The 22595-nt window shown below is 56.0% G+C and carries 20 protein-coding genes; 13 read left to right on the top strand and 7 right to left on the bottom strand.

From position 1 onward, the window contains the following. The first annotated feature begins 19 nt into the window (after positions 1 to 19). From QMZ18_RS25905 to QMZ18_RS25870, 8 genes are all read left to right on the top strand, one after another. The gene (locus QMZ18_RS25905) at positions 20 to 1186 is read left to right on the top strand and encodes an ABC transporter substrate-binding protein (protein WP_282609275.1); all 1167 of its coding nucleotides are present in this window, start codon (positions 20 to 22) and stop codon (positions 1184 to 1186) included. A gap of 23 nt (positions 1187 to 1209) precedes the next feature. Continuing rightward, entirely contained in the window at positions 1210 to 1917 is a 708-nt protein-coding gene (locus QMZ18_RS25900) for an ABC transporter ATP-binding protein (protein WP_282609274.1), read from the top strand. 3 nt (positions 1918 to 1920) lie between these two features. Then, positions 1921 to 2817, top strand: coding sequence for a branched-chain amino acid ABC transporter permease (locus QMZ18_RS25895; protein WP_282609273.1), 897 nt, complete (start codon positions 1921 to 1923; stop codon positions 2815 to 2817). A gap of 3 nt (positions 2818 to 2820) precedes the next feature. Next, complete coding sequence (locus QMZ18_RS25890; RefSeq protein ID WP_282609272.1) at positions 2821 to 3633, top strand: N-formylglutamate amidohydrolase; 813 nt, start codon at positions 2821 to 2823, stop codon at positions 3631 to 3633. A 2-nt stretch (positions 3634 to 3635) separates the two neighbouring features. After that, positions 3636 to 4289 carry an isochorismatase family cysteine hydrolase gene (locus QMZ18_RS25885; RefSeq protein ID WP_282609271.1) on the top strand — a complete coding sequence of 218 codons (654 nt, stop codon included), beginning with the start codon at positions 3636 to 3638 and terminating at the stop codon, positions 4287 to 4289. 113 nt (positions 4290 to 4402) lie between these two features. Next, positions 4403 to 4933 carry an inorganic diphosphatase gene (gene ppa / locus QMZ18_RS25880; RefSeq protein ID WP_282609270.1) on the top strand — a complete coding sequence of 177 codons (531 nt, stop codon included), beginning with the start codon at positions 4403 to 4405 and terminating at the stop codon, positions 4931 to 4933. 279 nt (positions 4934 to 5212) lie between these two features. Further along, on the top strand, positions 5213 to 7126 hold the full coding sequence (locus tag QMZ18_RS25875) for an autotransporter assembly complex family protein (protein WP_282609269.1): 1914 nt from the start codon (positions 5213 to 5215) through the stop codon (positions 7124 to 7126). Position 7127: 1 nt separating this feature from the next. Beyond that, positions 7128 to 11516 carry a translocation/assembly module TamB domain-containing protein gene (locus QMZ18_RS25870; RefSeq protein WP_282609268.1) on the top strand — a complete coding sequence of 1463 codons (4389 nt, stop codon included), beginning with the start codon at positions 7128 to 7130 and terminating at the stop codon, positions 11514 to 11516. A gap of 68 nt (positions 11517 to 11584) precedes the next feature. Here the strand turns inward: QMZ18_RS25870 and QMZ18_RS25865 are convergent, their stop codons facing one another. The 3 genes from QMZ18_RS25865 to QMZ18_RS25855 form a co-directional block, all read right to left on the bottom strand. Further along, a complete protein-coding gene (locus QMZ18_RS25865) occupies positions 11585 to 12604 on the bottom strand; it encodes an isopenicillin N synthase family oxygenase (RefSeq protein ID WP_282609267.1) in 1020 nt (339 codons plus the stop codon). Positions 12605 to 12662: 58 nt separating this feature from the next. After that, a complete protein-coding gene (locus QMZ18_RS25860; protein ID WP_282609266.1) occupies positions 12663 to 13295 on the bottom strand; it encodes a 2-hydroxychromene-2-carboxylate isomerase in 633 nt (210 codons plus the stop codon). Between the two features lie 89 nt (positions 13296 to 13384). Next, on the bottom strand, positions 13385 to 13828 hold the full coding sequence (locus QMZ18_RS25855; RefSeq protein WP_282609265.1) for an Lrp/AsnC family transcriptional regulator: 444 nt from the start codon (positions 13826 to 13828) through the stop codon (positions 13385 to 13387). A 214-nt stretch (positions 13829 to 14042) separates the two neighbouring features. Between QMZ18_RS25855 and QMZ18_RS25850 the strand changes: the two genes are divergently transcribed. The 4 genes from QMZ18_RS25850 to QMZ18_RS25835 all read left to right on the top strand — a co-directional run bounded on the left by QMZ18_RS25850 (position 14043) and on the right by QMZ18_RS25835 (position 17816). Further along, positions 14043 to 15101: an ornithine cyclodeaminase gene (locus tag QMZ18_RS25850; protein WP_282609264.1), complete on the top strand. Its 1059-nt coding sequence runs from the start codon at positions 14043 to 14045 to the stop codon at positions 15099 to 15101. Between the two features lie 45 nt (positions 15102 to 15146). Then, the gene (gene ctlX, locus QMZ18_RS25845; protein ID WP_282609263.1) at positions 15147 to 16073 is read left to right on the top strand and encodes a citrulline utilization hydrolase CtlX; all 927 of its coding nucleotides are present in this window, start codon (positions 15147 to 15149) and stop codon (positions 16071 to 16073) included. Positions 16074 to 16231: 158 nt separating this feature from the next. Further along, the gene (locus tag QMZ18_RS25840; protein WP_282609262.1) at positions 16232 to 16762 is read left to right on the top strand and encodes a PAS domain-containing protein; all 531 of its coding nucleotides are present in this window, start codon (positions 16232 to 16234) and stop codon (positions 16760 to 16762) included. 202 nt (positions 16763 to 16964) lie between these two features. Further along, complete coding sequence (locus QMZ18_RS25835; RefSeq protein WP_282609260.1) at positions 16965 to 17816, top strand: hypothetical protein; 852 nt, start codon at positions 16965 to 16967, stop codon at positions 17814 to 17816. Between the two features lie 21 nt (positions 17817 to 17837). Here QMZ18_RS25835 and QMZ18_RS25830 read toward each other — a convergent pair whose 3' ends face one another. Continuing rightward, a complete protein-coding gene (locus QMZ18_RS25830; protein ID WP_282609259.1) occupies positions 17838 to 18644 on the bottom strand; it encodes an alpha/beta fold hydrolase in 807 nt (268 codons plus the stop codon). A gap of 200 nt (positions 18645 to 18844) precedes the next feature. Here QMZ18_RS25830 and QMZ18_RS25825 point away from each other — a divergent pair, with 200 nt between their 5' ends. Further along, the gene (locus QMZ18_RS25825; RefSeq protein WP_282609258.1) at positions 18845 to 19624 is read left to right on the top strand and encodes a VOC family protein; all 780 of its coding nucleotides are present in this window, start codon (positions 18845 to 18847) and stop codon (positions 19622 to 19624) included. 37 nt (positions 19625 to 19661) lie between these two features. Here the strand turns inward: QMZ18_RS25825 and QMZ18_RS25820 are convergent, their stop codons facing one another. From QMZ18_RS25820 to QMZ18_RS25810, 3 genes are all read right to left on the bottom strand, one after another. Beyond that, entirely contained in the window at positions 19662 to 20114 is a 453-nt protein-coding gene (locus QMZ18_RS25820; protein WP_282609257.1) for a hypothetical protein, read from the bottom strand. 168 nt (positions 20115 to 20282) lie between these two features. After that, complete coding sequence (locus tag QMZ18_RS25815; RefSeq protein ID WP_282609256.1) at positions 20283 to 20735, bottom strand: universal stress protein; 453 nt, start codon at positions 20733 to 20735, stop codon at positions 20283 to 20285. Between the two features lie 17 nt (positions 20736 to 20752). Further along, positions 20753 to 22591 carry a glycine betaine ABC transporter substrate-binding protein gene (locus QMZ18_RS25810; protein ID WP_282609255.1) on the bottom strand — a complete coding sequence of 613 codons (1839 nt, stop codon included), beginning with the start codon at positions 22589 to 22591 and terminating at the stop codon, positions 20753 to 20755. Between the last annotated feature and the right edge of the window lie 4 nt (positions 22592 to 22595).

The following is a 22595-nucleotide window of genomic DNA, read 5'->3' as shown; positions in this document are numbered from 1 at the left end:
AAATAGGGAGTCGTTAGCTATGCATAGATTCTTGAACTCACTTTTAATCGGGACGGCAATGACCGCCGCACTGGCCGCCGGCGCGGCGGCAGCAGACAAAATAACCATAGGTGTTGCCACCGCTCAAACCGGTGGTCTCGCGCCCTACGACGGACCGGTTGTCGAAGGCTTTCGGATCGCAGTTGACGAGATCAACGCGGCCGGCGGGATCGGCGGTAAGATCATGATCGAGACGATCGACAAGGACGTGCGGTCCGATGCCGCACAAACCTCGATCGCGACCCAGGAACTGGTTGACGCCGATGTTAATGTGTTGGTGTTGCCTTGTGACGCCGATCCGGCCTTCGCCGCGGCTTCGATTGCCGATGCGGCCAAGATTCCGGCCTTTTCGACCTGTGCTTCTTCGCCAACCCTGCCAATCATGGGTGGCGACTACATGTTCGCGAATTTCCCCGGTGACAATGTCCAGGCGACTGTTTCGGCACAGTGGTCTCATGATCAGGGCCACCGCAGTGTCTACCTGCTCTATTCGCCCGATTCCCAGTATACGACCCTGCCGCTCTATTTCGGTGACGTCTTCGAAAAGCTGGGTGGCACAATTTCCGGCAAAGCAACTTATAAGCTCGAGCAGCAAGACTTTTCGGCTGAAGTCACCAAGATCAAAGCGCTAAAGCCACAGCCGGACGTCATCATGACCGCGGCCTACGAACCCAATTTTCCTGCATTCATCAAACAGCTTCGGGCCGCCGGTGTAACGTCGCAGGTGATTGGATCCGACGGTATCGATTCCCCCACGACATTTTCGTTGGGTGAAGTAGCCGAAGGCGTCGTCTTCACGACAGCCGGTCACGCAACACCTGGCAGCGAACTGGAGAAGTTCAACAGTCTCTTTAAGGAAAAGACAGGCAAGGACTCTGAGACGGTTTTTAATGCGATCGGTTATGATTTGGTCAAGGTGATCGCGGCGGCAGTCGAAGGCGCCGGCAGCACGGACCCGACGGCAATTCGCGATGCTATTGCGGGCTTGGAAAACGTCCAGGGCGCCACCAGCCTGATCACCTATAAAGGCACACAAGGTATGCCGGTGCGTGAAGTTTCGCTGGTGCGGGTCAAAGGCGGTGACCGTGAATTGGTGGGCCAACCGGCACCGAACGCTGATCTCATTCCCGCCCCCCGGATGCAGTAGGCCGGAACGCGGGGCCATCGGTTATGTTGAAGGTCTCCGGTCTGAAGGTCGCCTATGGCGCCGTCGAGGCGGTCAGAGGGGTCGATCTTGATGTCGAGCAGGGCGAATTGGTCGCTCTGCTCGGCGCCAACGGGGCAGGCAAATCGTCGACCTTGAACGCACTGGTAGGTTTGTCACCACTTAAAGCCGGTCGTATTGAATTTCTGTCGGAGGATATCGCAAAGCTGCCGACCGAGGTTCTGGTTCGGCGCGGTATCACTCTGTCGCCCGAAGGACGCCGGATCTTTGCAAGCCTGAGCGTGGCCGAAAACCTACGCCTTGGCGCCTATGGCCGGGCCGAACGGGATCAGCTCGACGAGGCCTACGATCAGGTCTTTGCATTGTTTCCGATTCTGAAAGAACGCGAGACACAACTCGCGGGCACGTTGTCCGGCGGCCAGCAGCAAATGCTGGCCATCGGCCGGGCACTGATGATCGGCCCGAAATTGCTGCTGCTGGATGAGCCCTCTCTCGGCCTGGCGCCACAGATTGTCGAAACGATCTTTGAGTTGATCTCCGCTCTGCGTGACCGTGGCATCACCATTCTGATGGTGGAGCAGAATGTGGCCATGTCGCTCGATATCGTTGACCGCGGCTACGTTATGGCCGGAGGGGAAATCGTTGCTGCCGGTTCCGCACAGGAACTCAAGGCCTCGAACGTTGTTGAAAACGCCTATTTGGGAACGGGTTGAAACGTGCTGGATTTGATCCTTCAACAGACCATAAACGCCGTGGCCCTTGGCGGTACCTATGCGCTCCTCGCGCTCGGCCTTGCCATCGTCTTTTCAATCATGGGCATGATCAACTTTGCTCATGGCGAACTGATGACCATCTCCGGCTATACCCTGATGTACTGTGGTCTTGCCGGGGTTCCATTTGTCATTTCCGCACCGCTTGCCATTTTGGCGGCAGCAGGCGCGGCCGTCATGATGGAACGCGTTGCCTTCCGCCCGGTCCGCAATGCCTCTGCAGCCACTATGCTGGTGACCAGCTTTGCGGTCGCAGCCATTCTGCAGATCCTGTTTCAGAACCTAATCGCCAAACGCTCCAAGCCGGTGATGATCCCCGACGTTTTGTCCGAGAGCATCGCTTTCGGCGATTTTCTGATCGGGATCAACAAGCTACTCGCAATTGCGACTACTATCGCGATGCTGCTGTTTTTGAACTGGTTTCTTAAGCGCACCGATGTCGGTATCGCCATGCGGGCCGCCGCTGAGGATTTCCCCATTGCGCAGCTGATGGGGGTCCAGGCCAATGCGGTCATTGCGGGCGCATTTGCCCTTTCCGGAATGCTGGCAGGTGTCGCAGCGGTGCTTTGGGTGTCGCAGCGCGCATCCGTCGATCCCTTAATGGGTTTCGTGCCGGTTCTAAAGGCATTTATCGCCGCCATCCTGGGCGGCCTCGGCTCGCTGACCGGTGCCGTAGCAGGCGGGTTCATGCTGGGGTTCATCGAGATTTACCTAACCGCTTTCCTTCCCGAGCATCTGCTCGAATTTAAGGAGCCGATCGGGCTTGGCATTGTGGTTTTGATGTTACTTTGGCGGCCGAATGGCCTGATACCGGCGGCTGCCATTGGATCGCAGAAGGTCTGATCGATGGCCGCAGGAGCAAACCACAGGGACGCATCTCAGTCAGATGGCCTCTTGGGTACAGGCGATCCTGCCCCTTTCGAGGTGGTCAATCCGGATAGTTCTTCGCCCGTGGTTTTGACCTGCGAACACGCTGGCCGGAAAATCCCGAGGGCTCTCGGCGATCTCGGCGTCGCCGATACAGAAATGGACCGTCATATCGCCTATGACATCGGCGCTGCGCAGGTTGCAAGACGGCTCAACACGGCATTGAACGCCGTCCTGATTCTGCAGTCTTTCAGCCGGCTTGTGATCGATTGCAATCGGCCGGTAGAGGCGCCCGACTCTGTGCCCGAGATCAGCGATGGAACGCGAATACCGGGCAACAGTGGTCTCGATGCGACGGCCCGACAGTCTCGCTTCGATGCCATCCACCGCCCCTTCCATCAGGAAATCAGCCGGCAGATAGAGACCCGAACTGCTGCCGGCCGCGAGGTACTGCTCGTCGCCGTCCATTCTTTCACGCCACAGCTACGCAGTAGGGATGGGCCCCGTCCCTGGCATATCGGTCTGCTGTACAACCGCAGCGACGAATTGGCTGAACAGTTTATGCAAGGACTGAACCGCCATGATGCGACGCTGCACGCGGCTTTCAACGAGCCCTATCGGATCGACGATCGTTCGGATTATACCATTCCAGTTCATGGCGAAGGACGAGGCATTCCTCACGTTTTGCTGGAAATCCGCAACGATTTGATCGCCGAGGCCGTTGGCCAGAATTACTTCGCTCGACTTTTCGCAGCCATAATAGGCGATGCGATCAAAGAAAGGACGGTCTGACTGTGACGCAACCCCAGGCATTGAGCCGCGACGTACCATTGATCGCAAATCAGTCGGCTTTGCTGTTCATTGATGTTCAGAATTGGTGCGTACGCCGGGACGGCGGCGAGTTCAAAGATCTCACCGACGAAGAAATGGCAGGCAAATACGGCTACTATTTCGACCGGCTGCACAGCCTTGCAATTCCGAATATGCAAAAGCTTCAGGCTGGTTGCAGAACCGCGGGACTGGAGGTGCTTTATACCACGATCGAAAGCCTGACCAAGGACGGACGGGATCGTAGCCTGGACTATAAGATCACCGGCTTTCATGTCCCCAAGGGTGCCTGGGACGGCAAGGTCATCGATGAGATTGCCCCTGGCGAGGACGAGATCGTGCTTCCCAAAACCTCTTCCAGCGTCTTCGTGTCTACGCACATCGACTACATCCTCCGCAATCTCGGGGTCCGCCAACTTGTGATTTCCGGCTTGATCACCGATCAATGCGTGGAATCCGCAATCCGAGACGCCTGCGACCTGGGATATCTTGTCACCTTGGTTCCGGACGCCTGTGCCACATACAATCAGGAGCGTCACGACAACTCTCTGCGGACGATCAAGGGCTATTGCCGGCAGTTGACGACTGCGGACCTGCTTGAAGAGCTCGCCGTAGGCTGAATTTCACTCCTGAGCACTACCTGCGGCTCCTACAGCGCTCGAGAAGCTTGTATTCTTCGCGAAAAACGTCATATTGCACTGCAACATTTCTCTCGATCCGATGGAGAAGCAGCGTGGATCTCAAAAAAGTCTCGGTCGGCCAAAACCCGCCGTGGGACGTAAATGTCGTTATCGAAGTGCCGCTTGGCGGAGAACCGGTCAAATATGAGCTCGACAAGGAGTCGGGCGCCATGTTCGTGGATCGCTTCCTCCATACCTCGATGAGCTACCCCTGCAACTACGGTTTCGTGCCGCATACGCTCTCCGACGACGGCGATCCCATCGATGTGCTGGTGGCCGGCACCCACGCCGTTGTGCCTGGCGCCATCGTGCGTGCGCGCCCAATCGGTGTGCTGATCATGGAAGACGAAGCCGGCCAGGACGAAAAGATTCTGGCTGTGCCCGTCGACGCGCTGCATCCCTTCTACTCGAACGTCACATCCTATCGTTCCCTGCCGCAGATCCTGCGCGAGCAGATCGCGCACTTCTTTGAGCACTACAAGGACCTGGAACAGGGGAAATGGGTCAAGGTAACGGGTTGGGGAGAAGCCGAAGAAGCAAGCCGCATGATTGAAACTGCCATTCAACGCGTAAGCGAATCATAAAGCTGATCTGAATTCTCGCTTTTCCACCAAAGGCAACCACCGGAAAGTGACAGGCTTTCCGGTGCAAGACTGACGGTCGCGCCCTCGCGCATCCGTAAAATCACGTACACCAATAGTATGTACCCGAGCTGGCTTAATCGCTACATTGGCGATAATGACTTCGTTCGCCAAACATAAAAATTCCGTCAAATCAGGCGCCTAGAGCATGATCTTGTCATTTGGAAACAAATTGACGGATCGGGCTGCGGCTCTCTGTACCGTCGCTTGAGGCGCTTTATCTTGTTTGGCGCGCTTCTCTCACCCCGTCATCCGCAGTTTCCACTCTTGATGGTTCTGACAGCGATGCTGACGGGGACGGCCTATGGAACCCTTCCGGCGTTGGCACAGAAGGCCGGTGAACATGCCTCGGATGGGTATCGGCCCGAAGCCACGGATGAGACCGGCAAGGCCGTGAAAGGGGGCGGCGAAACAGCCGATGAAGATACATTGGCCTATGAGCTCGAAATCGACGGTACCGAAGATGATGCGCTCATTTCCCTGTTGCTTGAAGCCTCCCAGCTGGAAAGATTGAAAGAGAAACCCCCGGCCAGCTTTGCGGCCCTCGAACGGCGCGTCGAAAAAGACCTCGAGGCTTTCGACAAAGTCCTGCGTTCAGAGGGACACTACGCCAACGAGATCACGTCCCGGATTGAGGAAGCCTCAACCGCGCCTCAGGTCACCATAACCGTAACCCCGGGTCCTCTGTTTCATTTGGAAAGCTATAAGGTCGATTTTCAGACGGTCGCCGGTCGGCCTGACCCCGCGCCTATCGATCCCGTGGCACTCGGCATCAAACCGGGAATGGCAGCGCGTGCCGAGAGCATTGTCGCTGCACAACGCCAGGCGATCCGCCTGTTGGGCAGCCTGGGCTTCCCGCGCGCTGAAGTTCTGGATCAGAAGGCAGTCGTCGACCATGCGACTATGACCATGAGCGTCACGCTCTCAATTGATGGCGGTCCCCCTGCCAGTTTCGGCGCTCTGAGTTTCGAAGGCCTTGAACAGGTCGAGGAGGATTACCTCCGCCGTCTCGCCGAATGGCCTCGCGGCGAGATCTTTAACCGCGGCCGCATGGCGGTTTTGCGGCGCAAGCTCTCAGGAACCGGTTTATTCGAATCCGTGAAGGTCCGCGAAGCAGAAAACGTCGGCGCGGACGGTGAGCTTGCGGTCATTGTCGAGACCGTTGAGCGGGAGCGGCGCTCGATCGGTGCCGGTGTCGAATACTCGTCCAGTGAAGGCGCCGGAACCCGCTTTTACTGGGAACACAGAAACATCTTCGGCCGGGCCGAACGCCTGCGCGGAGATCTCATCATTGCCGAACTTCGGCAGGAGCTCTCCGGCAGCTTTATCAAGCCTGATATCTGGCAGCTCGACCAGGACCTCAAGGCCAGCGCCGGCATCAAACATGAAGACAGCGATGCCTTCGAAGAACAGACAATTAATGGTTTTATCGGTCTTGAGAGAAAATGGCGGGACAACTGGACGCTCGGTGCGGGGACCTCGTTCGAATACTCGATCATCGACGATCAGGATGGCGAAGACACCTTTGCTCTGGTCGGCCTGCCTCTGACCGCGCGCTACGATTCCAGCGATGATTTGCTGGACCCAACCAGCGGGTTCCGCATCGGCACCGCCATCACGCCTTATGTCGGAGTTCTTACTGAATCGACGAACTTTGTACGCGGTGAAATCGATGCTTCCACCTATTACTCCGTTATCGACGATAATCGCCTGATTCTGGCCGCACGCGGCAAGCTTGGTTCCATTGCTGGCGAGGAAACCGACGATATTCCGGCCACCAAGCGCTTTTACGCCGGTGGCGGCGGCTCGGTCCGTGGTTATGAGTTCCGCACGCTTGGCCCCCTGGACAATGACAACGACCCGCTGGGCGGGCGTTCGGTCGTGGAACTCGGGTTTGAAGCCCGGATCAAAGTCGCTGAGGATATCGGCATCGTGCCCTTCGTCGAGGGTGGCAACGTTTTCGATGACGAAGTGCCAGACCTCGGGGAAGAGCTTCAGTGGGCGGCGGGGCTCGGTTTCCGCTACTATACCGCGGTCGGTCCGTTACGGCTCGACGTAGCCGTACCGGTAAACCGCCGCAGCAGCGACATCGATGACGCCTTCCAGTTCTACATCAGTCTCGGCCAAGCCTTCTAGAATGTCGCGCCGTCGCCTCATCGTCCTGTCGCTGCTTGCGGCCCCCCTACTGCTCGTGCTGATTGCCGGTGGGTTACTTTTCGGCGCAACACAAACCGATTTCGGCCGCGAGGCGCTTCGGCAACAGATCGAGACCGCCGTTACCCAGGAAGGTGGATTGCAACTGTCGCTCGGAAAGATCGAGGGCAGTCTCTTTTCCAGCTTTCAAATAGCAAGAATCACCTTAGCTGATCCAACTGGCGACTGGTTGATCGCCGAAAATCTGACTGTGTCCTGGTCTCCGTCCGACCTGTTGAACAAACGAGTCACGATCGGCGATGTAGCTTTACAGAGCCTGGATGTCCTGCGTGAACCGAGATTGCCGCCAAGCCCTGATGTCGGTGGTGCCGATGGCATCCCAAGTCTTCCTGTCGATGTCAGCCTGAATTCCCTGGAAATCTCGCGTATCCGACTTACAGAAGAGCTTGCCGGGCAGGAAGCCATATTCCGTCTTGCGATGACCTTGAACGCCGCCAGTGAGGAGAGTGTTCGCAGCAAACTGGACCTGCAGCAGTTGGAAGGCGGCGAGGCATCCTTAACAGGCCTGGTCGAGTTCCATCCTGTGAAGGAAACGCTCGGGGTAGATATCGCCCTGTCAGAGCCTGAAAACGGCCTTATCGCACGGACGCTCCAAATTCCGGGTGTCCCTCCTGTCGAGCTCTCGATCTTGGGTGACGGCTCTATCGCGTCCTGGCAGGGACAGATTCTCGGCACGGCCGGTGACCAGGTCAGCGCCGACTTCTTGGTGACGACGCAGGCCAGCGGCTTGACAGAGAATGAGCGCTTCCAGTTGGATCTGCAGGGCAGCACGCGCGTTACCGGGCTCCTGCCCAAAGATATGGCGCCCCTGGCTGAGCCCCGTTTGGACATCGAAACAACTCTGTCCTGGTCGGGAAAAGACCAAGAAATCGGGATAGAGTCGGCGACGGTTCAGTCATCAGCCTTCCGGCTCGACGCCGAAGGTACCTTCGCGGTACCCGACGAAGCTATCGCCGGGAAGATTAAGCTTGTAACCGCGGACAACGCGGCAATCACCCCACTGATAGCGCCTGCAGAGTTCGAAACTGCGCAAATCGATGTTTCTTTTACAGGTAATCTGCAGAAGCTCTCGGCTGAGCTCGCTCTTCAGGCCGAAGGTCTTTCGGTCACACCGGAAGTTTCCTTCGGCAAGTTTGCGGGTGACGCCCAGACCACAGTTTCCCTCGAACAGCTCGAACGCCTGCCTCTGCAAGGTACAGCAAGAATCGAAGACATCAACGGTTTGCCAACCGAAGCCTCCGCGCTCCTTGGGGAGCGCCTGAACGTCGATTTCGACCTACTCTTGGATGTTCCTGATCAGCACGCAGAGGCTCGGCAGATAGAAGCCACTGGAGCTGGTTTTACATTGTCAGGGGCAGGAACAGCGGGGCTTCGAAGCCGCAAAGCAGATGCCAAGTTTGCACTCCTGCTCAACGATCTGTCTCTGCTCGGGCCTGTGACCGGCCAACTCAAATTAGACGCCGACGTAGCAACCGAAGACTTTGAGCAGAGTGCCTCACTTCAGCTCAAGGCCGTAACAGGTGACCTCGACCCGGGTGATGCTCAATTAAAGCAGTTGATCGGAGAAGTCGTTGACCTGCAGGCCGCGATTGAAGCAACACCTGAAGATCTGAGGATATCGGCGCTTGAACTCAACACGGCATTCGCAAAAGCAACGGCGACTGCTCATATCCCCCTGTCTCTTGAAAATCTCCAAGCCAGTTTTGAAACCCATGTTCCGGACCTGGCAGCGCTTAACGATATAGCAGGTGTTGCTCTAGCCGGTACCGCCGGAATCGCCGGTCAATTGGAAGGCACTCTGGAAGACCCTGGACTTTCCGGCACTACGAAACTAACCGGCTTTAGTCTGGATGGTATTGCGCTCGGTGTACTGGAAAGCGAGTACGCAGTATCACAGCTCCTGTCTGCTCCTCAGGGCAGCTTAGAGAGCCGGCTTATAAACTCGGAAGCGACCGTCGAGCTTGCGACGAACTTTGCGCTCGCTGATGGTGACCGTCTCGATATTTCAGGCCTAACCCTCACGCATGCCGAAAACCGGATCGCCGGCAAGGTCTCTGTTCCACTGGACGGGTCCCCGGTTAGTGGAGCATTTGACGGTCAGATACCGGATCTGACCAGTCTTGCCCGCCTCGCCGGCCAGGCCGCTTCTGGGGCGATCGAGTTCTCTGCAACGCTCGCTGCAAATGGCGCCCGGCAAGATGCCTCGATTACATTGGATGCGACAGGCTTGCGGCTTGACCCAAGTGATAGCGCCGCTCCGTCGCTTGCAAATCTGAAGGCACAGGCACGAGCCCGAGATCTCTTGGGTGCTCCGATCTTTGAAGCAACCGCGACTGGGAGCAACTTCCAGGCCGGCGGGTTCGGACTCGATGCGCTGGAACTGAAAGCCGGGGGTACCGCGGAAGCAGTGTCCTTCGGTTTTGATATCAATAAATCTGCATCCCCTGCCCTGGAATTTTCGGGCAACGGTCAAGTGGAACTCCTGCCCCAGTCTACGACCGTCATGCTGGCCAGCTTGAACGGAAGTTTCGAAGATATGGCCATTGAACTGCTTCAGCCTTTGCTCCTGCGTCAGAACGAACAGGGAATGCTTTTGGAGGGCTTGAAACTCAACGTTGACGGGGGAGAGATCAACGCAGCGGCTGAACTCGGAGCAACATCCGCCGACACCAATCTTTCGCTCACCCAACTGCCCCTCACCCTTTTGGCGCTCGCTGATCCTCAGCTGGCCACGGATGGCGTGCTTGACGGACAGGTTCGCTTCGGGTTCGCGGCCGGCAAAGCCAGCGGAAAGTTTCAGATCGCCGCGGTGAATGTGAAGCCAAGGGGAGAAGATTTTGTGGATTTGCCTGCGCTGAACGGTACGCTTGCGGGTGACCTGACCGACGGTCGTCTCACTTTTTCTGGCGACATCGCCGGCCTCGAAGACACGGCAATCAAGACCAAAGGTTCCGTTCCGGTGGATGTTGCGCTCGATCCTGTCGTAGCGCGGATTCCGGAAAATCAGCCGATGGATGCGAGCCTGACGCTACGCGGCGATCTGGCGGCACTCTGGCCACTTCTCGCGATCGATGAGCATCTGTTGGCCGGAAAAATCGCGGCCGACGTAAAGGTGGCGGGCAGCATTTCAGGTCCCCAGCTTGATGGAACCGCGACACTGACCGAAGGCCGGTACGAAAACCTTGAATTGGGCACGCTGTTGACGGATTTAAGTTTCACTGCAGCCTTGAGCGGACCGGAAAAGGTGGTGCTGTCACTTTCTGCCAAGGACTCTGAAGACGGAACAATTACCGCCGAGGGCGAGATTGATCTGAGGGACGGCACCAACCCCGGCATCGAACTCACGACCAATCTGGCAAAGGCACGCCTGCTACGTCGGGACGATATTCTTGCTCAGGCCGGCGGCACGATTAATCTGTCTGGAACGCCGAGCGAGCTATCCGTCAATGGAGATGTCACCACCGATCTCGTTGAAATCAACATTGGCGGTGCTCTGCCTCCCTCGATTGTCGATCTGCCGGTGGAAGAGCGCAATCGCCCCGGCGAAACCAACCCTGAGGCAGCCGAAAAAACCGAAGAATCTTCCTCCCCGCCAGCGACCGTAAATCTCGATCTGACTCTCTCCATGCCCAGACGTGTCTTCATCCGTGGGCGTGGCCTGGAATCCGAATGGTCCGGTCAATTCAAGATTAAAGGCACAGCCGACGCTCCGGTCATTGAAGGTGATCTGAGTCCTGTGCGCGGTGACTTTACCTTCGCCGGCAAGAGCTTCGCCCTTCAAAAAGGCAAGGTCTCTCTGGCTGGCGGCAAGGAAATTGATCCCGATCTGGACCTGTCGGCCGTCTACGAAGCAGACGGCTTAAAGGCAATCGTCGCGATTACGGGGACTGCATCAAGCCCTGAGATCAATCTTTCCTCCGAACCTGAGCTGCCTCAGGACGAAATCCTTGCTCAGGTCCTGTTCGGCAAGTCGACTGGGCAGCTGTCTCCCGTTGAGGCGCTTCAGCTCGCAGAAGCGGTTGCGTCGGTTTCAGGAAAACTTGGGTCAGGCGAAGGTATTATCGGTCTGGTGCGCAAGACGGTTGGCGTGGACGTTCTGACCGCCGGTACCAACCAGGAAAGCGGCGAAGTCGAAGTCCGCGCCGGAAAATATGTAACCGACGATGTTTTCGTCGGCGTCACCCAAGGGGCGGACCCTACCAGCACCAAGGTAACGGTTGAGGTCGAAGTCACGCCGAACATTTCGGTCGAAAGCGACGTCGGACAGGACGCCAGTGGGCGAGTCGGTGTGTTCTGGAAATTCGACTACTAAGCCGAGAACGTTTGTTACTGTGCGTCAGTGCCCAACGCGCAGCATGAGTCAGCCATTAATTCCCGGAGCTAGAGGACCTTCTCGCCCAACTCTGGAAATACCTTTGAGACCTTTCCGATCAGATAATCGCCGTAGGTTCCTTTGAAGGCTTGAAGATCGGCGCCGTCCCACCGCGCGACATCCTGTTCAGCAGGTCTGGCGGCCTGCTGCGGAAGTGGCTGCATCTCGGCAACAAAATCCGGGTCGAAAAACAGCGGGAACGACAGGCGATCTTCGCCGCTGACATTACGGACACGATGTGGTGTGGAACGGAACCAACCACCAGTGAGTCGGTCCAGCATGTCACCGATGTTGCAGACAAGTGTTCCCCGGATCGGCGGAGCATCGATCCAGCCGTGAGGGGTTTTCACCTGCAGACCACCGTGGCGGTCCTGAGCAAGCAACGTAAGCAGTCCATAGTCGGTGTGTTCGCCGACGCCCCAGGAGGAATTGACCCGTTCGGCAGGTGGCGCCGGATAATGGAAGATTCGAAACAGTACCGTGGGCTGCGCAGTATAATGGGCGGCGAAATAGCTGGGCTCCAGATTAAGGCTGAGTGCGACTCCCTCCAAGAGCGCTGCCCCCGCACGGGTCGTCGCCTCCATGTAATCAGTGACTGTTTTTCGCAGCTCCGGCACTTCATCCGGCCAAAGGTTCGCACCGTGCAATGGGAAGCCAGCCTTTACCCTGGGATGATCCGAGGCCAGTTCGCTCCCAAAGTACAGTCCTTCCTTGATATCGGGCTGTCCTGATGTGAGTTCTCCCCCAACCGGAAAAAATCCGCGCCAAGCCAACCCACCCTCAGACATGGCAATGGCCATCTTGCGCTTCGTGGGCAGCGCAAAGAAACGCCGGCTGGCAACGTCCAATTCGTCCAATGTCCTTTGCGCTATCCCGTGGCCCGTGACGTAAAAGAAACCGCTATCGCGGCAGGCTGTCTGAATGGTCCCAGCAACTTCGGCGCGCTCTTGGTCGGAATCGCCGAACAATGGCGCCATATCGATAATCGGAAGCGCAGAGCCTTTTTGATCTTTGGCAGAGTTAAACATGGGATGATTCTAGCGTGAAAACCTCAGCTTACAAAGCCGGCTCTCGCTTTTTGAGCAATCAAACCACTGTGTCTTCACTATCGCTTAGACGTTTCAGGGCGTGCTCCAACAGAGGCAATCGATCGTTACCCCAAAGCAACTGGCCATCAACGAGAAAACTTGGCACCCCAAAGACACCATTTCCGATTGCCCTCTGCAAAACAGCCTCATGTTTGGTAATCACAGAAGAGCTATCGAGAGCGTTGATGAAGTCTTGGCGATCGAGTCCGATGGCCATTGCAAAATCAGTCAGCAGGTCTCTGGAAACAGCCAAATTTTCTACAAAAACGGCCTCGAAGATGCGGCGGCTCATACTTTGAAGCTGCCCATGGCGATCCGCTACCCAGCAGGCTCTGGCGAGGTCGGCCGGATCCATCCGGAAATCACGAGGCTCACGGTAGGGAACGTCGTAGTAGCGGGCCCAGGCTTCGGCATCTCGTTGGCGGTAATCCCAGTCGTACTGGCCCGAGGGGGCCGCCTCTCCAAAGGGGGAATGGCCGCCATTGGCGCGCCGAATTAATTCGCCTGACTGCAAAGAGAACCATTCGAACCGACAGCCCGTTTGATGCTCAATTCGCTCTAGCTGAGTTGATGCCAGGTATGAGTAACGGCTTCCAAGGCCAAAATAGAAAGGAACCAAGGGCTGAGTCATCGTTCAATCTCGCTTGGCAATTTAAGAAGGTTCGAAGAAGACCTGAAAACCGCGGCGAGGCCGCTCACTACATAGTCGTTTGGATTCATCTAAACCGAACTTAGCAAGATGCTGGTTTCGCTGTTCAAAACGCCGTCGATCATTCGCACTTCACGAAGAACCCGATCAAATTCGCTAAGATTGGTTGTCAGAACTTCGGCGACGAGATCCCAGGAACCGTTTGTCGTGTGCAGTTTTTGGAGCTCCGGCATGCCGCGTAGTTTCTTAATCACTTGAGAGGTCGACTTCCCCGCAACCTCGATCATCATGACCGCACGAATATCGTCAGCTTCATAATCCTCGCGCACCCGAATTGTGAAGCCGTGCAGCGTTCCATTTTCCAACAAGCGGTCGAGCCGGTTTTGTACCGTTCCCCGCGACACACCGAGCGCATCAGCCAACTTTGAAAGCGGTGCCCGACCGTCGTTCCGCAATAGGGAGATGAGCTCGCGGTCGAGCCCATCGTAAATGTGCATGGACGGATTTCTCTTCATCGCTGTCCCTGAAAGCCCCACATTGAACCGAGTTTAACGAGCAGAGTTCTACGGAATCTGACGAAACGTCAATTTATTCTGTCATATCGATAATTTTGGCTCATTTTTTTATAATAAACTGCCATTTTTTCTAACACCATTCCATTTTACGCTGCGCTTACCTTGGGCAAAGCGCCCTCTCCCAGTGATTTTCAGATTTAAAACGGCCAATCCCATGACACATACAGCACTACCAAATCTCAATCTCGTTCCCTTCGTCAGCGTCGATCACATGATGAAAATCGCACTCGACGTTGGGATTGAGCCCTTCCTCTTTGGGCTTGCTGCCTATCTGGAAGAAGATTTTAAACGCTGGGAACTGTTTGATAAGACGCCACGCGTTGCTTCTCATTCCACGGAAGGCGTGATTGAATTGATGCCAACCAGCGACGGCGAGGTCTATGGCTTCAAATATGTCAATGGCCACCCGAAAAACATGCAGCAAGGCTTGCAGACGGTGACCGCTTTCGGCGTTCTTTCGGACGTCAACAGCGGCTATCCGGTCCTTATGTCGGAGATGACTATTCTGACCGCCCTGCGGACCGCGGCAAGCTCCGCGCTCGCGGCAAAATATCTGGCGCCGGAAGGCTCGCGCTGCATGGCAATTATCGGCAACGGTGCACAGTCCGAGTTCCAGGCTCTCGGTTTCAAGGCCGTACTCGGTGTCGACAAACTGCGCCTTTTCGATGTCGATCCGGCTGCGACCGAAAAATGTGCAAGCAATCTCCGCGCCAAGGGTTTCGAGATCGTGCGTTGCGCATCCGCACAGGAAGCGGTCGAAGGCGCCGACATCATCACGACCGTTACCGCCGATAAGCAATACGCCACCATCCTGACCGACAATATGGTCGGGTCTGGTCAACACATCAATGCCGTCGGCGGTGACTGCCCAGGCAAGACGGAACTCCACCGCGACATCCTGTTGCGATCGGATATCTTCGTCGAATACACGCCACAGACCCGGATCGAAGGCGAAATCCAACAGCTTGCGCCCGACTATCCTGTCACAGAATTGTGGCAGGTCATGCGCGGAGAAGCCACAGGGCGCAAAGACAGCCGCCAGATCACACTGTTCGACAGCGTTGGCTTTGCTATCGAGGATTTCTCGGCCTTGCGCTATGTGCGGGATCAACTTGCACGCACGGGCCAGTTCCAGGATCTGGACATGCTGGCCGACCCCGATGACCCACGCGACCTCTTCGGTATGGTCATGCGTGCGTCAGAAGCCGCCTGAAGGCTATCAAGCAGTGCTCACTCCCTCTATAAAGAGAAACGGCATATGGATCGAAAAAGCGCTCAGGCGCCTTCAGCCGTCGTGATGATCCGCCCTCATCACTTCGCGCCCAACCACGAAACCGCGGCAGATAACGCCTTCCAATCCAGCGCCCCTACGCTTGATCCCGCTGTAATCGCAATAGCGGCGTACCAGGAAGTTTGTGCCGCTTCCGAGACCCTGATGACTGCAGGTATCACGACGCACCTTTTCGATGACGAGACACAAGAGACACCGGACTCTGTTTTCCCCAACAATTGGTTTTCCACCCACCCTGGAGGGCACGTCGCCATCTATCCGATGTTTGCGGAAAACCGGCGGAAGGAACGTCGCCCGGATATTATTGATATGTTAAAGGGCCGCTACCGTGTTCAGGACATTATCGACTACTCCGGTTTGGAGCCGGACGGTCTGTACCTGGAAGGCACCGGAGCGATGGTCCTCGACCACATCGACCGTGTGGCCTATGCCGCGAAATCGAACCGAACGGATCCTGTCGCGCTGGAGCGCTTCTGCACCCATTTCAATTACGAGCCGATGGTATTCGAGGCTCGTGATGGCGAGGGAACGCCGATTTATCACACGAACGTGCTCATGTGTATTGCAACGGACTTCGTCATGATCGGGTTGGACATGGTAGCGGACACCACGCGGCGGAACGAAATCGTCAGGCGTTTCGAAGAGTCGGGACGCGAGGTAATCCGATTGGACAACGACCAGATCGCGCAGTTTGCCGGCAATGCCATCGAACTACAGGGAAACAACGGCCGCATCCTGGCACTATCGGCGCGGGCCTTCGGCGCACTTGTCGACGAGCAGATCGAAATAATTGAAAAGAGCGCTTCACTCCTGCCGCTGAATGTCCCGACCATCGAGATGGCCGGCGGATCCGTGCGCTGCATGCTGGCGGGAATCCATCTATCGTCTCGTTGAAGGACAACGGCACTCGATGGACAGGACGCAATACAGAAAGTTGAGGCACCCGTAGGCTCTAATTTTTGTATTACTTTTGCCAACCTTGCTACTATTGCTCGTAGCGGCCGAGCGAACGGACAAACGTTCCTTTTTGCGCGCCAGGCCCGGGAGAGTTCATGTCTGACAAGAACGGCGACGAACAAAGAGCCAAGAACGGTCCGCGCTATACCACCAGTCGCGCCTTACTTGCCAATTGCCCTGAACAGATCGCCGACTTGTTTCGCTATTGGGACAAACAGCGTGGTGACCGCCTGATGCCACAACGGGGGGATATTAGACCGGAAGATTTCGTTGCCCATCTTCCCGGAATCCTCCTGGTCGATGTCGAAGGAACCAATCCCGAGGGATTGGGGAATTTCAGGTACCGGGTTGTCGGCACCGATGAAGTCTGGCTCCGCGGATTTGATCCGACCGGCAAACGCGTCGAAGATGGCTTTTTTGGCCCCAGTCTCGAAGACGTTGTAGAGACCTACGAGTTTGTGCGTCGAGAACGAACATTCATTTACGATCCCCTGGAGTACGAGACTCCGAACGGCCGCTGGCGCAATGAATCGACAATCTTCCTGCCTCTGTCGGAAGACGGCGAAAGCGTCTCTCAAATTCTTGTTTACTCGATTAAGCGCGACACGAAATTTCAACTTACATAATCAAGAAGCCCGTCGTCCATGCCTGCACTGCTGTCAGTTCAGGCATCTAACCAAATCCATCAATTCGAAACAGCTCATATTCTTTTTCAATTTTGGTGCATGACATCCGCTATGCTGAAGACGGCAGACCGGATCACTTCCTGCTGAAGTTCCTCAATGCGATCAGAGACTGAGTCACGAACACAATCGGCTGAACTCCATCATGGACAACCTTCAGAGCCTATATAGCTTCGCAGCCGCTGGCATCGCATTCGGTGGCGTGACACTGACATTCTTTTGGAAGGGAGAAGAGGCACTTTCTCCTGCCCTATTGAAATGGCTTTCAAAGGTGTTGAAAGGGGCACAGGTTACAAAACCAGGTGCAGAATGGCCTCAGGTCTTCGGACGCGCGTTCGACCGCGTATATGGTGCGGATGCCTTGCGGGTCAGGTTCATCCTGCTTGCATCAGTGACCTCCCTGCTCGCGGTCGCCTTTTTCTTCGCCACGTACCTGATAAAGCTTCCTGACTTCGCTCAGAGTCTGTTTTCAGACCCATTTCAGCGTGAAGCCGTCAGTAAGCAAATCGGCGTGACGACACTCTTCGTAAACTTTGTCGTTGATTACCTCTGTCTTGCTTATTGCCGCGAAGTCGTCGCGCAGATGCAACGCGCGCCGCGGATTGGCTATTTGCCGGTCTTCCTTCTCAAAGACCTCGCCATGAAGGTCGGTTTGTTCGTGATCGCGACAGGCGCGGTGTACGGATCCTTTGCCTCGGACGGAAGTTTCGGCGGTAACCTGGGTGATGCATTCCTCGCAGTTCCAGCAACTCTTTGGGGCGGTCTGCAATTCGAGAACATTTCCTGTGTTTACATTTACTCCAGCATCATCAGCTCGTTTTGGCTTTGGGCCTATCTTCTTTCCTGGTTTACCTTTTCGATTGCGGTCCGCGCGCCCGCCATCCTACGTACATTAAAATGGGCATTACCGCTCGACGCACATCCACTTCGGTCAGTGGGGCTGGTGGCAGCGGTTTTATCGACGATGGGCTATTGGTCAATCGCGGGGCTGACTTAACCCAGGCAGATGCAAATTCATTCAAAGGTGTTTCAAGAACAGGCGCACTTGATCGTTTATCCGTTCAGGGTACTCCCACAGCGGAAAGCCCCCGGCATCCTTGACAACAGTGCACCGGCAGTTCGCAAGTACAGTCGCCAGTTGCTCTGTCGCCGCATGAAAGTCTGGAAGGTCATGTTCACCATTCATGATCAACACGGGGACGTCTAAAGCGCTCAGCTGATCGTCGATTGGGGAGATTGGTCGATTGGCGAGGCCGCTATCCAACCAGGGCTGTCCCAGAAAGTCGTTGATGATTGTGCGGTGTTCAGCCGCACGGCAGCGATCAGGGCGAGCGCGTATGATGGCGAACCAGTTACCTTCATTCCACCAAAGATCCCGTGCGGCTTGGATCCCGTCCGTGCGCGTAGTCTCGCTGACCTCGCGGAGAAAATTCGTTACCGCAGGCAATGACCGTCCCGGAAAGACGGGCCCCTCAAGAATCAGCGACCTGAAAAACTGCGGCATGCGGCAGGCCAGTAAAAGCCCCACGCCGGCCCCTAAATGCGTACCCCAGAAATGTGAATGCTCGAGTCCGGCTTCCTTCAGTGTCCCATGAATACTTTCGGCAAATGCCTCCAAACCGTAAGGACCCGGAAGATCGGAAGACAATCCGTGACCTGGCAGGTCAATCAACAACAAGCGAAAGTCCACGGAAAATTCCTCGACTTGTTTATCAAAAATCCGTCGATCCTGTGAAACACCGTGCAACATCACGATCCAGGGCGCGGTTTCGCCTGCAAGTGTTATCGTTTCGCAGCGTGCAGGCGGCACGTGGTCAGAAGTCATCTCGTCACTCATATGCTACCTTTTTTGTAGCAATAGATATAACGCGGATGGCGTAGGGGCGCTAGCTTTGCGATTCACTGAGATCAAGAGTTCAGACTCTCGACATTGCTGAGGATTATGGCATTCAACAACGCCTGGTGATTGCGCCCCCTGCCCTTTAGAAGGAGAATTATCAATATCAACGAACCGAAGATTCTGAGATGAAGATCGCCCGGAACCGCTTGACCGTAAACAGCTTTGAAAATCTGGAGGCTTTCTATTGCGGCCTCCTCGGCATGCGAGGCTTTAAATCGGATGAAGGATTTGTCATTGGATACGATGATCGGCAGTGTCTCCTGGAGTTTCACAGGAAGGATTGCCAGGCATTTGACTCAAGCGGTGATCGATTATACTGGAAGATCGGTATCGCGCTTCGCGATCTTGATGGCGCAGTTGCCTATCTGCGCGAGCGAGGTCTTTCCGTTTCGGAGCCCCGACAGTTCCTTGATGTCGGATATCTTTGTCATATCCATGATCCCAACGGGTTTCCAATTGAATTGCTTCAACAGGGGTTCGAAGGAAACCACAAAACAGTTGAGTTAAAGCGCGGCGACCACCCCATCTCTGCCCAGGCTGTCCTCGCACATGTGACCTTAAGAGTCACCGACTTACCGGCGATGAAAGCTGTCTGCGAAGACCAGCTCAACATGCGATTGATGTCGGTACAGCAGGTGATCTTGCCACAGCGGAAGTTCTGTCTCTACTTCTACGGTTGGTCCAATGAACAGCTCCCCAATCCCGATCTATACGCCGTTGAGAACCGCGAATGGCTGTACGAGCGTCCTTACACGCTGCTCGAAATTCAGCACTTGGAGACACCCGAAACCCGGCTCAGAAAGGCCGACACGAACGAGGCTGGGTTTGGCGCCCTTGGTTGGACCGACGATGCCGGACATCTTCATTATGTTTCAGAGAAGGAACTAACTGCCAGGCAGCAATGAATTTGCTTAGCGCCCTGTCGTAACGCACTTCTGGAACTTAAAATAATTTCCACCACGGCCGAGCCGCTTTTGCTTGCTGCTCTGTCAGTATTCCTGTTTTAAGGCGTGTGTCTAAGACTGACGCGAATGTTGTGAAATCGTGCGCCTCTTCAGGTTCCACATACATCTGTTGTGCGAAGTTGTCAGCAAAGTCGGTCAGATAAAGCCCATCATCCCCGTAGTACTGTTCAGCAAAATTGTTTCCCTCAGCGCTTAAATCCTCGTCTGTGAGCTTTCCGTCGCAATGCTCGAAAAAGAATTCGGTAGCAGCAAGATCGCCCTCCGCGACCCTTTGTACATCGCGCGGCGCTTCATCTAGATGAAACTGACCAGCCCAACCTTGCATAAAACACCACTTGAGAAACAAGGCGATATGGGTACCACCAAATTCTCGCGGCGATTCAGACGGAAATTCGCCATTGTAATGCCAATTCGCGTCGTCGTACTTCATCAAACTCTTGGTGGTGCCTGATGATAGCGAATGTCTTTCGATATCGGACCAAACCGCGGCAGGTCAGTTGTCGCATCGCATTTGTACTGGAATAAGGCCGCAGGAGACCTACGACAGACATGAAGGTCAAATCTACTTCTAAAAAGCCGCCTCAAAGACTCCACTCGATCAGATCCGGATCACGTTCACCGAACAGGTGGCATGTCGGACGATACGCGCAGTGTTGGGCCCAAGCAGAAAATCTCCAAGTCCCGGCCGATGGGCGCCCATGACGATTTGATCCGCTCCAATATCCTCAGCGACCTTCAGGACCTGCTCATAAACGGTCCCGTGACGGGCAATGGTTTTCGCAGACATACCGGCAGGCGTCTGATCGGCGATGATCTTGTTCAAACGCTCAAGGCACTCCGCAACAACTTTCGACATGTCGAACTCAGCCGAACCACCCGTCTCGCCCCTGATGGCGTAACGCCAGTCGAGCCCGCTTACGATGTCTGGCACAACGGTCATAACGTGGAGTTCGCCATCAACGGCCTTGGTCTGAGCAACCGCAGCCTCGAGAACCTTCTTCGTCGTCTCAGCATCGGTGATGTCGATCGGAGCAAGTACAATTGCAGTCATAGCAGAATCTCCTTTGCTCAGCGGTACTCTGGTCGGATGTACAGCCACACCATCCAGACGAACATGGCAACCACGAGAAGACTAAGGATAGAAACATCCGATGCAGGATTGATCGCAGCTGGTGGTTCGGGCAGCACCGGCGCAAGCGCAGCGGCCTGCTTCAGCGTGGGATCAATCAAGGTTGCCCCGGACACCGCTTCGTTCAGCGCCATAACCGCATTACCGGAAATCGGCGACAGGCCCACGGCAATCGCGCTAGGCCCCTGATCGCCAACGATCGCAGCGGTGTCAGGCGCAGGTCCGGCCAATACGAGTTGCTCGCCCAGAGTCTCTACAGGATGGAACTGCCCGCGGTAGACGAGTTTCGAAATCCGGTTCTGCCGGATGAAGGGGAAGCGAACCAGATTGGCGCCTTCATTCCAGCCTTCGATCGGCAACAGGCGAAAGCTGGTATCAGCGAAACTCGCAAGAAGTGCACTGTCCCCTTCCGGTGCCGAAACCAATGCCGCATCCGCCGAACCGTCGGTCAGCTTCGCCAGCAAAGCGGCGGTATTCTCAACTTCTCCAGGGACGACTTCCGCCGAAAGCGAAAGCCCAGATGCAAGCACCGTAGCGAGACGATGGGACGCCGAGCCGTCCGGCCCGGTGCCAATACGCGTAATGCTCGACAGGTCTGCGGGGCCGCCCTGCGCCGTCACCATGTGGACGAGATTCTGTCCGATCACGGCAACCGCCTCAAAACTCTCATTCCGTACTGGCGTCGGCTTAGTGACGTCGAAGAATGCATCGGAAGCTACAAGAGCAAGACGGGCTTCGCCATTCGCAACCATCTCCAACGGCGCATGGCTGGGGAGAATTTGAACGTTCCGCCCCTGAAATGCACTTCTGGCCGCCCGCAGCGCCGCGTTGGCCGCAACGCCCTCACTCACGAAAGGCGATGCCGCAATGAACAGCGGGTCGTCAGCCTCAACAGCACCACTGTCGATCAACCCGAGACGCGCCAGGGCATCCCGGGCCACTGCGCGTGGTGAACGTCCTTCAATATCGACCTTGCGGTTAAGATCCCGCATTGTCTCGATATCGATCTTACCGGCCAGGGCGTCAAAAGCTCCGCCGAGACCATTATGATTGGCGAGTGAGGCAGCACTTGCCAGGATTGCCGCCTGATAGACGGGGAAGAACTGCAGATCGTCTTCCAACAGAACGAGACCATAGTCTGCGATCTGTCCATCACTGGTGTAGACCTCAATCAGATCCACTTGCCCATCCAGCAGCTTGTCGTAGAGCTGTGCGCGGTCGCTCAACGGCACAATATCGGTGCTGCCGAAATTGTACCCGTATCGCTGCGCCATCGGCTGAAAGCCATCGAGTGGGCGCTTAATGAAATCGTCCTCGATGCCGACGTTTAACGAAGCAGCTTGTGCAACCAACTGGCTCATGGATGTGAGGCCGAGTTCAGCGGCCCGGTCGGGACGCATGGCCAAGCCGTAATTGTTGGCAAAGCCGATACGCGGCCGCCAGGACAGGCCGAGCGGATCGTATAACTCCTTTACCCGCTTCGTGGCTGCGTCACCGTCCGCGGTCGGGTTTTGTCCCAGCATGACGAGACCGGTGCCGTTGTACTCGGGATAAGCGTCGATATCGCCCTGTTTCAACGCAGCCTGTATGGCCTGCGTACTTGGATAATCAACGACACCGGCAACCGGCAGACCCTGCGCAGATGCCAGTTCGGCCAGCATATGAGCCAGAATACGGCTTTCGCCAAAATTCTTAGCTCCGATTTTGATCTGACCCTCGCTGTCTCCACACGCGCTGAGCGTGAAGGCCAGAACGGCGATTAGAAGTGATCTAAACATAGTC

It is taken from the genome of Pelagibius sp. Alg239-R121 (assembly GCF_947331435.1).
Lineage (GTDB): Bacteria > Pseudomonadota > Alphaproteobacteria > Kiloniellales > Kiloniellaceae > Denitrobaculum.
Note: the sequence above shows the minus strand (reverse complement) of the source record. Positions and strands in the feature narration are given on the sequence as shown.